Genomic DNA, 12,527 nt, shown 5'->3' with positions numbered 1-12,527 from the left:
TCACCTCTTGCTCTTGATGGCGGTGCCGAGCACTTGCAGGTACGAGACCAGCGCGTCCATCTCGGTCTTGCCCTTGAGGCTGGCCACGGCGCCACTGATGTCGTCGTCGGTGTACGGCACGCCGAGGGTGCGCATCACTTTCAACTTGGTCTCGGTGTGGCTGCTGTCGACGGCGGCGGTGACCAGCCATGGATAGGCCGGCATTTTCGACTCGGGCACCACGTTGCGCGGGTTATACAGGTGCGCGCGGTGCCAGTCGTCCGAGTAGCGTGCGCCGACGCGCGCCAGGTCCGGACCGGTGCGCTTGGAGCCCCACAGGAACGGGTGGTCCCACACACTTTCACCGGCGACCGAGTAATGGCCGTAGCGTTCGGTTTCGGCACGGAAGGGGCGGATCATCTGCGAGTGGCACTGTACGCAGCCTTCGCGGATGTAGATGTCGCGGCCTTCCAGTTGCAGCGCGGTGTAGGGTTTCATGCCCTCCACCGGCTTGTTGGTCACGTCCTGGAAGAACAGCGGGACGATCTGGGTCAGGCCGCCGATGCTCACGGCAAGCACCATGAGCAGCATCAGCAGGCCGACGTTCTTTTCAATCGTTTCGTGTTTCATCACAGACTCCTCAGGCCAACTGCGCAGTGGTGGCGGCTTCGACAGGCTGCGCCGAACGCACGGTGCGCCAGGTGTTGTAAGCCATCAGGAACATGCCGCTGAGGAAGATCGCACCGCCCACCAGCCGCACGATGAAGCCAGGGTGGCTGGCCACCAGGGTTTCGACGAAGGAGTAGGTCAAAGTGCCGTCTTCGTTGACCGCCCGCCACATCAGGCCCTGGGCGATACCGTTGACCCACATCGAAGCGATATAGAGCACGGTGCCGATGGTGGCCAGCCAGAAGTGCGCGTTGATCAGGCCGAGGCTGTACATCTGCTCGCGGCCGAAGACTTTCGGGATCATGTGGTACAACGCGCCGATGGAGATCATCGCCACCCAGCCGAGGGCGCCGGCGTGTACGTGGCCGATGGTCCAGTCGGTGTAGTGGGAGAGGGCGTTGACGGTCTTGATTGCCATCATCGGGCCTTCGAACGTCGACATGCCGTAGAACGCCAGGGACACCACGAGGAAGCGCAGGATCGGGTCGCTGCGCAACTTATGCCAGGCGCCCGACAGGGTCATCATGCCGTTGATCATGCCGCCCCAGCTCGGTGCCAGCAGCACCAGGGACATCACCATGCCCAGGGACTGTGCCCAGTCCGGCAGCGCGGTGTAGTGCAAGTGGTGCGGGCCGGCCCAGATGTATAGGGTGATCAGCGCCCAGAAGTGCACGATGGACAAGCGATAGGAATACACCGGACGCTCGGCCTGCTTGGGCACGAAGTAATACATCATGCCGAGGAAACCGGCGGTGAGGAAAAAGCCTACCGCGTTATGCCCATACCACCACTGCACCATGGCATCCGTCGCACCGCCATAGAGGGAGTAGGACTTGGTCAGGCTGACCGGGATTTCCAGGTTGTTGACGATATGCAGGATGGCCACGGTGATGATGAACGCACCGAAGAACCAGTTGCCGACGTAGATGTGCTTGGTGTTGCGCTTGGCCACGGTGCCAAAGAACACGATGGCATAGGCCACCCAGACAATGGTGATCAGGATGTCGATCGGCCATTCCAGCTCGGCGTATTCCTTGGAGCTGGTGTAGCCCAGCGGCAGGGAGATCGCTGCCAGCAGGATGACCAACTGCCAGCCCCAGAAGCAGAACGCGGCGATTTTAGGCGCGAACAGCTGCGTCTGGCAGGTACGCTGCACCGAGTAGAAGGAGCTGGCGAACAGCGCGCAGCCACCGAAGGCGAAGATCACCGCGTTGGTGTGCAGCGGGCGCAGGCGGCCGAAGCTGGTCCAGGGCAAGTCGAAGTTGAGTGCAGGCCACACCAATTGGGCCGCGAGAAAAACCCCGAGCCCCATGCCGACGATGCCCCACACCACCGTCATAATGGCGAATTGGCGGACCACCTTGTAGTTATAGGCGGTACTTAAAGTAGTGTTCATGGTTCCCCATCCACGGTTCAACCCAAGCAGATGCGGCACTTGGGCTGGAGTTATAGGCAGACTAAAAAGCGAGGCAAGCATGGGCAAAGAGCACAAGGCCAGTATTGACGGGGATCAATGGGCGCAGTGTGTGCGGGAACATGGGTGGTTGTGGGATGTCGCGGCGGGGGCGGCTGAGGCTGCACCCGTGACGCTGATCCTGGCCCACGGCGCCGGTGCACCGATGGACTCATCCTTCATGAACGATATGGCTGCACGCCTTGCCGGGCAGGGCGTCAACGTGTTGCGCTTCGAGTTTCCCTACATGGCCCAGCGCCGGGTTGACGGCGGTAAACGCCCGCCCAACCCGGCCCCGAAGCTACTCGAATCCTGGCGTGAGGTGTATGCCGAGGTGCGACGTCATGTCGCTGGAAAACTGGCCATTGGCGGCAAGTCCATGGGCGGGCGCATGGCCAGTTTATTGGCCGATGAATTGGGTGTTGGTGGGTTGGTGTGCCTGGGGTATCCGTTCTATGCGGTGGGCAAGCCGGAAAAGCCACGGGTCGAACATCTGGCCGGGCTGAAGACGCCAACCTTGATTGTGCAGGGCGAGCGCGATGCACTGGGCAATCGGGCGGCGGTGGAAGGGTATGAGCTGTCGCCGAGCATCGAGGTGATGTGGCTGGTGGCGGGGGATCATGACTTGAAGCCGTTGAAGGCGTCGGGATTCAGTCATGAGCAGCATCTGGAAGCCGCGGCAGTGGGGGTGGCTGGGTTTTTGGCTGGCCTATAGGGCCTCATCGGGGCGGTGCGACGCTTCGACAAGTCCACCCACACTTGACCGTGTTCTCACATTCCAAATTGTGAACACAGTCAAATGTGGAGGGGGCTTGCCCCCGATAGCGACCTACCGGTTAAACCGCTCCACCAGCGAGTACTGAGTATTGGCGGTATGCGTCAGCTCTTCACTCAACTGCGCCGAGTTCAGCGCCTGCTCCGAGGTCTGGTCCGCCAACAGCGCAATGGTGCTGATGTTGCGGCTGATCTCTTCGGCCACCGAGCTTTGCTCTTCGGTGGCAGCCGCGATCTGGGTAGTCATATCGGTGATATGCGCCACCGCTTCACTGATGCCCACCAACGCCTGGTCCGCTTCCATCACCCGCGCTACACCTTCTTCGGCCTGGCGATGCCCGGCGTCCATGGTTTGCACGGCGGCAGCGGCGGTCTGCTGCAGCTTGGCGATCAATGCATGGATCTGCCCGGTTGACTCGGCGGTACGCTGGGCCAGTTGGCGGACTTCATCAGCCACCACCGCAAAACCACGGCCCATCTCCCCGGCACGCGCCGCTTCGATGGCGGCGTTGAGCGCCAGCAGGTTGGTCTGGTCGGCAATGCCCTTGATCACGTCGACCACACCGCCGATTTCATCGCTGTCCTTGGCCAACTGGGTCACAGTCACACCGGTCTCACCCACAGCCACGGACAGACGCTGGATCGCCTCGCGGGTTTCCCCGGCGATATCGCGGCCACGGCCGGTGAGGCGGTTGGCCTCTTGGGTCGCATCGGCCGTGCGCTGCACATGGCTGGCGACTTCCTGGGTAGTCGCCGCCATCTGGTTGACCGCCGTGGCCACCTGTTCGGTCTCGACGCGCTGGCGTTCCAGGCCGCTGGAGCTGTTGTGCGCCAGGGTGTTGGACTGCGCGGCCTGGTCGTTGAGGTGCTCGGCAGTGTCCTGCAAGCGCGTAAGGCAGGTCTTCAGACGCGCCTCCTGGCTGAGGATCGACATTTCCAGGCGCGCCTGGGCGCCACGGCTGTCGGTGTACATCTGCGCGATCAGCGGGTCGGAGGTGGTCTGCTCGGCCAGGCGCAGCAAACGCTTGAGGCCGCGCTGCTGCCAGCTCAGGCCGAGCAGGCCCAGCGGCACCGACAACCCCGCCGCCAGGGCAAAGCCCCAGTGGGAGTTGAGCGAAGCGCCGATCATGAAGCTCAACTGGCTCACCAGGATAAACGGCAGCCAGTCCTGCAACACCGGCAACCACTTGTCCCGCTGAGGGATCGCCGACTTGCCCTGGTTGATGCGTTGGTAGAGCGCTTCGGCCCGGCGGATCTGCTCGGCGGTGGGCTTGATGCGCACCGATTCGTAGCCGACCACCTGGTTGCCTTCGAAAACCGGCGTCACATAGGCGTTAACCCAGTAGTGGTCACCGGTCTTGCAGCGATTCTTGACAATGCCCATCCATGGCAAGCCTTGTTTGAGCGTTGACCACATGTGCGCGAACACCGCCGCCGGAACGTCCGGGTGACGCACCAGGTTGTGCGGGGCACGCACCAGTTCGTCGCGAGAGAACCCACTGATTTCGACGAAGGCGTCGTTGCAGTAGGTGATCACGCCTTTGGCATCTGTGGTGGAGATCAACCGTTGCTGAGCGGGGAAGGTACGTTCGCGCTGGGTAACGGGTTGGTTATTACGCATGATTGTTCAATCCGCAAGGCTTTCAGGGGGTATCGGCAAGAACGGCGGTTTATTTAACTTATTTTTGCAACAATCGACGGGATGCACGTTCCCCAGCACGAGATCAACCGGCCAGCATCGGGTAGGTAAACAACCCGAAGTGAAGCAGATTCAAGCCAAAGTGCGTGGCCACCGCTGCGCCCAGGCCGCCAAATCGATAGGCCAGGCCATAACCCACCCCGGCGATGCTTGCCAGCAATACCCAATGCCAGCCTGCGCCGATGTGCACCAGGCCGAACAACAGCGAGGCCAGCAGCAGGGCGAGGTTTTCGCCATAGGGCAGGTGTTTGAAGCGACGGCTCAAACCGCCCTGCACATAACCGCGGAACAGGGCTTCTTCCACCAGCGTCACCAGCAGCAGGTTATTGAGTACCCACAGCCAGGCCTGTTCCGGCCACTTCGGCGCCCAACTGATCATGCCCAGCAAGGCCGCTCCGCCGAGGGCGGCGATGGCTGTGAGGGTCAACGCCAGGGCGGCCACGCAGATCGACAAACGCAACGAGCGCCGCGCCACAATCCACGGGCAGGCCAGCAACAGCCAGAAGCCAATCAGCGGTTTGTCCTGGTTCAGGTACATCGAGAAGGGCACGGCATCCTCGGTGAAACGCTGCGAGGCAATGCCGCGCCCGTTGTAGAAACCCGGCAACCAGTGCATCGCCAGGCTCAGGGCCAGCACCACAAACAGCCCGTGGCCCAGGTAACGCGCCCACGGCGTGCGTTGCTGGCGTACGGCGTAGCCGGCAATCAGCAGCAGGGCGACGGACACGCCCGCCAGCACGCCCAATTGCCCGTAGATCAAGGCCAGTAGATAGCCAATGGAAAGAAGCGCCAGGTACAGCCAGGGCAATGCGATCATGGGAAATCCTTGGGAAAAACTGGGCGGCATTATAGCGATCTGTCCTACGGGGCTTACATGAAACTCCTCCATTCAGAGTGATTGCAAAACCTATCACCGGCTGGTTATAGTCCGAGCCTCTCCATCCCTTCACACAAGATCAGCCCATGCCTGCTTCCCAGCGCACAGCGGTAGTCGATTCAGCGGTCAACGCTGCGGTCGTGCCGTGCGGGGACAAGCAGCCTGCGCAGATCAGTCACTACCCTCCACCTGTCAGCAGCACGTCGGTGTACGCAGTCGTATCACCGCCGGGTGTTGGTATTGCGGGTTGATCAGCTGATCGCTGTTCCCGTCTGCCCGCCTGAAAAAAACCTAATGCATTTCAGCGTCTGCTGAATCGGCTTTTTTTGCCTGATGACAGGTGGTAACCATGTCTGTTTTTTCGAAACAATCCGTGGCCGCGGCGGCCTCGACGAGCCTGTTTGTTCTGCTGTGGAGCAGTGGGGCGATCTTCTCCAAATGGGGCCTGGCCCACGCGTCACCCTTTGCGTTTCTGCTGATCCGCTTTGCCATTGCCCTCGGGGGCCTGGTGGTGCTGATACCGATCCTCAAGTTGAAACTGCCGCGCCCCGGCAAGCCACTGTTATACGCAGCGGCGACGGGGTTGGTGTTGTTGGGCGCCTATCAGATTTTCTATCTGTTGGCCCTGGACCTCAACGTCACCCCCGGCGTGATGGCAACCATCATGGGCGTACAGCCGATCCTCACCGTGGTGCTGATAGAGCGCCAGCGTTCTTTCAGCCGTGTGTTCGGCCTGGGCCTCGGGTTGGCGGGGCTGATCATGGTGGTGTATCAAGGCATCGGCCTTTCTGGCATGTCCCTGGCAGGCATGCTGTTCGGGTTGCTGGCCCTGGCCAGCATGACCTTCGGCTCGATCATGCAGAAACGCATCACCGACGAGCCCCTGGGCACGCTGCCGGTGCAGTACCTGGCGGGGTTGCTGCTGTGTTCCGTGTTTGTGCCGTTCCAGCCGTTCCATTTTGAACACAGCAGCAGCTTTTACCTGCCGGTGCTGTGGATGGGCTTGGTGGTGTCGTTGCTGGCCACGCTGTTGCTGTACCGCCTGATCGCCCGGGGCAACCTGGTGAATGTCACCAGTCTGTTCTATCTGGTGCCGGCGGTGACGGCGGTGATGGACTATCTGATCTTTGGCAACACGTTTGCGATGTTGAGCCTGTTGGGGATGGGGTTGATCATCATCGGTTTAGTGTTTGTCTTCCGTAAGCGTTGACACTGTACTGTAGGAGCCCGGCAAGCCGGGCTCCTACAATTTTCGCGGGCGCAACACCAACCACAACGCCCCCGCAATCAACACCCCGCCATACAGATGCGCCATGGACAATGGCTCATCCAGCAGCAACGCGCCCCACAACACCCCAAACGGCGGAATCATGAAGGTAACGGTCATCGACTTAACCGGCCCGATGGACGTCAGCAACCGGAAGTAAAGAATGTAGGCAAACGCCGTACACACCAGCCCCAACCCCAGCAACGACCCCCACACCTGCCATCCACCCCAACTCGCCGGCGGTTGGCTGATGGCGCTGTAGGCAAAGAACGGCAACAGGAACAACGTCGCGCCGAGCATGCTGCCCAGGGCCGACAGGCGGCTGTCCAAGCCACCACGCTGATCCAGCCAGCGCCTTGCCAGGAACCCGGCAAAGCCGTAACAGGTGGTCGCCAGCAAGCAGGCCAGCGCGCCCATCAATAATTCCAGGTCAAACGCCACCGGCCCTGCGCGGGTCAGTACCCCCACGCCCAGCAGGCCCAGGCACACCCCGGCGACTTTCGATGGGGTCAGGCGTTCGCTGAAGAACAGCCCGCCAATCAACACGCCCATCAACGGCGTGGTGGCGTTGAAGATCGCCGAGTAACCCGCCGGCAGTACTTGGGCAGCGACTGAATACATGGTCGCGGGAATGCCTGAGTTGATCACGCCGAGCAGCAGTACAGTCTTGAACTTGCCCTGGAAATCCCAGCTCACCCGCATCGCCGCCAGGATCACCAGCAACCCGGCGGCGGCGATCGACACGCGGAAAAACGCCGTCGGCAGCGTGCCGATCTCCGGCGCGATAATGCGCATGAACAGGAAGCTCGCGCCCCAGATGGCGGCGAGCCCCAGCAAGTACAAGGTGTCGACAGGTCTCACGGAACACTCCTACCTCAATAAGGCCGCGAGTGTTGCATGACATGTCTAATGATTACAGGACAAACCGCGTCACCAGCCCATTCAGGTCCACCGCCAGGCGTGACAGTTCCTGGCTGGCGGCCGAGGTCTGGGTGGCACCGGCGGCGGTCTGGGTGGACAGGTCGCGGATGTTCACCAGGCTGCGGTCCACGTCACGTGCCACCAGCGCCTGCTGCTCGGCGGCGCTGGCGATCACCAGGTTGCGCTGGCTGATCTGCGAGATGGCCGCGGTGATTTTTTCCAGGGCGCTACCGGCGCTGTTGGCCCGTTGCAGCGTCTGGCCGGCGTGCTCGGCGCTGCTGTTCAGCGCTTCGACCGTATCCTGGGTGCCGCGCTGGATGCCGGTGATCATCTGCTCGATTTCTTCGGTGGAGTCCTGGGTGCGTTGCGCCAGGGAGCGCACTTCATCGGCTACCACCGCAAAACCACGCCCGGCCTCGCCTGCGCGGGCTGCTTCGATGGCGGCGTTGAGCGCCAGCAGGTTGGTTTGCCCGGCGATGCCGCGGATCACTTCCAGCACCTTGCTGATGTCCTGGGCTTGCACGGCCAGGCCTTCGGCCTTGTTCGAGGCGCCGAGCACCTCGTCGACCAGGTTCTGGATCGAGCTGATGGTTTCGCTGATCTGGTAGTGGCCGTGCTTGCTGTCCTCGTCGGAGGCCTGGGACGCCTCGGCGCTGGACACCGCATTGCCCGCCACTTCGTCCACGGCCGCGCTCATTTCGGTGACGGCGGTGGCCGCCTGTTCGATCTCGTCGTTCTGCGCCTGCAGGCCACGGGTGCTTTGTTCCATCACCGAGCTCATCTCCTCGGCGGCGGAGGCCAACTGTTGCGCCGATTCGCTGATGCCACGGATGGTGCCTTGCAATTGCGCCTGCATGGTGGCCAGGGCGTTGAGCAATTGGGCCGGTTCGTCCTTGCCGCTGACGGCGATCGGCTGGCTCAGGTCGCCGCCGGCAATGGTGCGCGCCACGCTCAGCGCCTGGCCGAGCGGGGCGGTGATGCTGCGGGTCAGCAGCCAGGCGAGCAACAAGGTGGCGATCAAGGCGAATACGATGATCAGGCCGACGATCCACTGTGCACTGGAATAGGTCTGCGCGGCGGAATCCACGGCGGTTTCCACGCCGTTCTGGTTGAAGACGATCAGGTCCTCCAGGCTCTTGCTGAGGATCACGCCCTGGGGAGCGAGGCGGGTGTTGAGCAGGTCAATGGCGTCTTGCTGCTGATCCTTGTCCACCAGGGTGACGATCTGTTCGACGAGGGCCAGGTAAGCGTCCACGTTACCTTCGAGCTGTTTGAGCATCTGGCGCTCTTCGTCGCTGCTGAGCAGGGTTTTGTGATGGTCGAGCAGGGTTTGCAGCTCGCTGCGCTGGCGTGTGATCAGGGCTTTGCTGTTGTCGCGGATCCGCGATTCGTCGGTGGTCGCCAGGCGCAAGGCTTCCAGGCGGATGCTGGCGACAAAGGCTGCGCTGTCGTGGATGTTCTCGATGCTCGGCATCCACGATTGCTCGATGACCAGCGCGCTCTGGCGCAGCTTGGCCATCTGGCCCAGGCCGAACATGCCCACGATCACCAGCAAGCTGGCCAAAACCCCAAAACTCAGACTGGCACGCAGACCGATCCTCATGTTCCTCAATGACATCTCAATGCTCCTTGGGCGATTAGAACCTGTTCCCGGATCGGTCTTCGGACCTTGTTAGGGTGGGAGAGGGCGCGCTATATATCAAAGTGCCATCAAGGTGGTAATCAGGGTTTCCCTTAGCTGGATTCAACGGTCTATTTGGAGCAGAGCCCCGGGGGGAGTACGCGGGATTCCGGCGCTAAGCGGCAAGGCCGCGTCGTTGTGGGCGTATGGGGAAAACAATGTGCGACTTTTCAGTGCGTTTATTGACCAATTGGTCGAATTAAATAAATTGAAAATAAATGTACGAAATGAACGGAGTTGTACAAGGCTGCACAAAAAATGACTCTTCTCCTGTGTTCGTACACTGGCTAAGCTCAGGGCTTCCCGATGCCCGCTCGAGGTTTCCCGCATGTCGCAATCCGCCCTCGCCATTGCCCAGATGATCCTCGATGGCTTCGACGACTACCGAGAGCACTTCCGCCAGATCACCGACGGCGCCCGCGAGCGTTTCGAAAAGGCCCAGTGGCAACAGGGCCAGGCGGCGTCGGCGGCGCGCATCAATCTCTATGAGGAAAAGGTCTCCGAGGTGACTCAGCGGTTGCGTGAGCACTTCAATGACGCCGCGCTGCTCGACATCGATGTGTGGCCCGTGGTCAAAAGTGCCTACATCGGCCTGATCGACCTGCGCTTCGACGATGAACTCTCCGAGACCTGGTACAACTCGATCTTCTGCGGCCTGTTCAGCCACGACCTGATCAGCGACGGCTGCATGTTCATCCACACCACCCGGCCCAGCCTGCGCCGGGCACGGGCCGCGCAGACGCGCACCTACACGCCCGCCGGGCAAATCCCGCAAATGCTCGCGCAGATCTTTGCCGACTACCGCTTCAGCGAACCCTACGCCGACCTCGCAGCCGACCTTCATCGCCTCGAAACCCAGCTGCGCGAAAACCTGCCGGACTGGGTGTGCAAGGACCCGGACCTCAAGGTCGAGCTGTTTTCCTCGGTGCTCTACCGTAATAAAGGCGCCTACCTCGTCGGGCGCATCTACACGCGCGACGAACAATGGCCGCTGGTGATCCCGCTGCTGCACCGTGAAGGGCAGGGCATCCAGATCGATGCGCTGATCACCGACGAAGCCGATGTGTCGATCATCTTCTCGTTCACCCGCTCCTACTTCATGGTCGATGTACCGGTGCCGGCGGAATTCATCGGCTTTCTCAAACGCATCCTGCCGGGCAAGCACATCGCCGAGCTGTACACCTCCATCGGGTTCTACAAGCACGGCAAGTCGGAGTTCTACCGCGCGCTGATCAACCACCTGGCGACCACCGACGATCAGTTCATCATGGCCCCCGGCGTGCGCGGCATGGTCATGAGCGTGTTCACCCTGCCGGGCTTCAACACCGTGTTCAAGATCATCAAGGACCGTTTTTCACCGTCGAAAAACGTCAACCGCGCCACGGTGATCGAGAAGTACCGCCTGGTCAAAAGCGTCGACCGGGTCGGACGCATGGCCGATACCCAAGAGTTCGCCGACTTCCGTTTCCCCCTGAGCAAATTCGAACCTGAGTGCCTGGCCGAGCTATTGGAAGTGGCTGCGGGCACCGTCGAAGTCGAAGGCGATACCGTGCTGATCCGTCACTGCTGGACCGAACGGCGCATGACCCCGCTCAACCTCTACCTCGACAACGCCAACCCCGCCCAGGTGCGCGAAGCTTTGGAAGACTACGGCCTGGCGATCAAACAGCTGGCGGCCGCCAATATCTTCCCTGGCGATATGCTGCTGAAGAACTTCGGCGTTACCCGCCACGGTCGCGTGGTGTTCTACGACTACGACGAAATCTGTTTTCTCACCGAAGCCAACTTCCGTCACATCCCCGCACCGCGCACCCCGGAAGATGAGATGGCCTCAGAACCCTGGTACTCCATCGGCCCACTGGATGTGTTCCCCGAGGAATTCCCGCCGTTTCTGTTTGCGGATGCTGGTCAGCGCAAGTTGTTCGATGAGCTGCACGGGGAGCTGTACAACGCGGATTACTGGAAGGGGCTGCAGGAGGCGATTCGGGCCGGGAAGGTGATCGATGTCTTTCCGTATCGGCGCAAGGAGCGCGATCAACTGTAGCAGCGACTGTCTACAGGTGATCGCGCCGTGCGGCTTATATACGGCTGAGAAAGCCCATCAACATTCTTACGCCAAGCGTTGATGATCGATCCGCGGGTAGTTGTTGATCGATTTGAGGGGACGTCGTGTTCGAAGACCGGCCTGAACCGATCCGGTTTATCGAATCGGTATTGGTCAGCGTCGAATAGGCCGGCGGATACTCATACGAGGGTGGCGGCAACGTATCGGCGCTGCGTAGCTGCAGGCTCAATGCTTGCGCATAAGTGGGCAGTTGGGCGGTGGAACGGCTGGAATCAATTGGCATGGAAACTCCTGTATTGGGTCATACCGCTGCGGGCTGGGTAAGCACACGATTTGTGCTGGAGGGCCTTGCTGAGTGGGTGCCGATCAGCGAGGCGTTCCGATCATTGCCAGGCTGTTTTCTTCGGGTTGGTATCCCAGTCTCAGCGCCGTAAGGTTGATCGTCGGCTGCCATGTGGCTTGGCTGTTTGAAGTGGACGCTGGTTTTTCTGTATAGGCTGGGGGCGGCTTCGCGGCTTCGTAATAGGTTGGCGGCTCGGTAGCCTCGGCATAGCTGTGGGTATTGCCGCTGTACGCGTGGTTGTTGGAGTTGATGGGCATATACACCTCGTGCGATGAGCTTGGAGGGAATCTGTCGTTTCTAATAGGTCGAGTGGATCCAGGACCTTTGCGTCACAGGCCGCTCATGAAACCCATTCCTCGTAATGCCTGACTGGTCGTGTGAAAGCTCGAGATTCGATTTGCCGTCAAATTAGTGGGCGGTGTCGAGTAGGTCCGGGAGGATGCGTTGTGCGGTGGCTTCTCGGTGTACGCGGGCGGGAACTCATAGGGGGGTGGTGGTTCCGACGCTGCCGAGCGCGGTTGGGCTCGCATGGATTGCGCGTAGCTGGGTAGGTTAGGTTGGCTGTTTGTCGATTCGATAGGCATAAAAGCTCCGGTTTCATAAGCGATACAGTGATCTGCCAGAGATTTCTGGCGGGTTGATTTGATCCTGCGTACTTCACTTAAACCATCGGATTTCTACTGTGAAAGGGTCGGATGAGCGACTTGCTCGTGTATGAAATATGTTCATTCGGAGGCGCTACGCCGTCAGTCACTGACTGAGCGTCTCCAGAAATGCCGAAATCTGCGACAATCGCCCC

General features: G+C 60.9%; 11 protein-coding genes. 3 read left to right on the top strand and 8 right to left on the bottom strand.

Features of this window, described 5'->3' with window-relative positions:
• Positions 1-609, bottom strand: a complete 609-nt coding sequence (gene ccoO, locus LUU92_RS21215) for a cytochrome-c oxidase, cbb3-type subunit II (RefSeq protein ID WP_017735321.1) — start codon at positions 607-609, stop codon at positions 1-3.
• Between the two features lie 10 nt (positions 610-619).
• Positions 620-2,044 (bottom strand): cytochrome-c oxidase, cbb3-type subunit I, encoded by a 1,425-nt coding sequence (gene ccoN / locus LUU92_RS21210; RefSeq protein WP_058427329.1) that lies wholly within the window; start codon positions 2,042-2,044, stop codon positions 620-622.
• A 79-nt stretch (positions 2,045-2,123) separates the two neighbouring features.
• Between ccoN and LUU92_RS21205 the strand changes: the two genes are divergently transcribed.
• Entirely contained in the window at positions 2,124-2,816 is a 693-nt protein-coding gene (locus LUU92_RS21205) for an alpha/beta family hydrolase (protein ID WP_071491364.1), read from the top strand.
• Positions 2,817-2,930: 114 nt separating this feature from the next.
• Here the strand turns inward: LUU92_RS21205 and LUU92_RS21200 are convergent, their stop codons facing one another.
• Positions 2,931-4,496, bottom strand: coding sequence for a methyl-accepting chemotaxis protein Aer (locus tag LUU92_RS21200; protein ID WP_058427327.1), 1,566 nt, complete (start codon positions 4,494-4,496; stop codon positions 2,931-2,933).
• 103 nt (positions 4,497-4,599) lie between these two features.
• Positions 4,600-5,391, bottom strand: coding sequence for a CPBP family intramembrane glutamic endopeptidase (locus LUU92_RS21195; protein ID WP_071491363.1), 792 nt, complete (start codon positions 5,389-5,391; stop codon positions 4,600-4,602).
• A 409-nt stretch (positions 5,392-5,800) separates the two neighbouring features.
• On the opposite strand from LUU92_RS21195, the gene LUU92_RS21190 reads away from it, so the two are divergent.
• Positions 5,801-6,661: a DMT family transporter gene (locus tag LUU92_RS21190; RefSeq protein WP_257102603.1), complete on the top strand. Its 861-nt coding sequence runs from the start codon at positions 5,801-5,803 to the stop codon at positions 6,659-6,661.
• 33 nt (positions 6,662-6,694) lie between these two features.
• On the opposite strand, the gene LUU92_RS21185 is transcribed toward LUU92_RS21190, so the two are convergent.
• On the bottom strand, positions 6,695-7,579 hold the full coding sequence (locus tag LUU92_RS21185) for a DMT family transporter (protein ID WP_071491361.1): 885 nt from the start codon (positions 7,577-7,579) through the stop codon (positions 6,695-6,697).
• A 52-nt stretch (positions 7,580-7,631) separates the two neighbouring features.
• The gene (locus LUU92_RS21180) at positions 7,632-9,242 is read right to left on the bottom strand and encodes a methyl-accepting chemotaxis protein (protein ID WP_371322065.1); all 1,611 of its coding nucleotides are present in this window, start codon (positions 9,240-9,242) and stop codon (positions 7,632-7,634) included.
• A gap of 406 nt (positions 9,243-9,648) precedes the next feature.
• Here LUU92_RS21180 and aceK point away from each other — a divergent pair, with 406 nt between their 5' ends.
• The gene (gene aceK, locus LUU92_RS21175) at positions 9,649-11,364 is read left to right on the top strand and encodes a bifunctional isocitrate dehydrogenase kinase/phosphatase (RefSeq protein WP_071491359.1); all 1,716 of its coding nucleotides are present in this window, start codon (positions 9,649-9,651) and stop codon (positions 11,362-11,364) included.
• 34 nt (positions 11,365-11,398) lie between these two features.
• On the opposite strand, the gene LUU92_RS21170 is transcribed toward aceK, so the two are convergent.
• A complete protein-coding gene (locus LUU92_RS21170) occupies positions 11,399-11,668 on the bottom strand; it encodes a hypothetical protein (RefSeq protein WP_257102601.1) in 270 nt (89 codons plus the stop codon).
• An 83-nt stretch (positions 11,669-11,751) separates the two neighbouring features.
• Positions 11,752-11,985: a hypothetical protein gene (locus LUU92_RS21165; RefSeq protein WP_257102600.1), complete on the bottom strand. Its 234-nt coding sequence runs from the start codon at positions 11,983-11,985 to the stop codon at positions 11,752-11,754.
• Positions 11,986-12,527: the final 542 nt, after the last annotated feature.

It is taken from the genome of Pseudomonas extremorientalis (assembly GCF_024584605.1).
GTDB classification, from domain to species: Bacteria; Pseudomonadota; Gammaproteobacteria; order Pseudomonadales; family Pseudomonadaceae; genus Aquipseudomonas; species Aquipseudomonas extremorientalis.
Note: the sequence above shows the minus strand (reverse complement) of the source record. Positions and strands in the feature narration are given on the sequence as shown.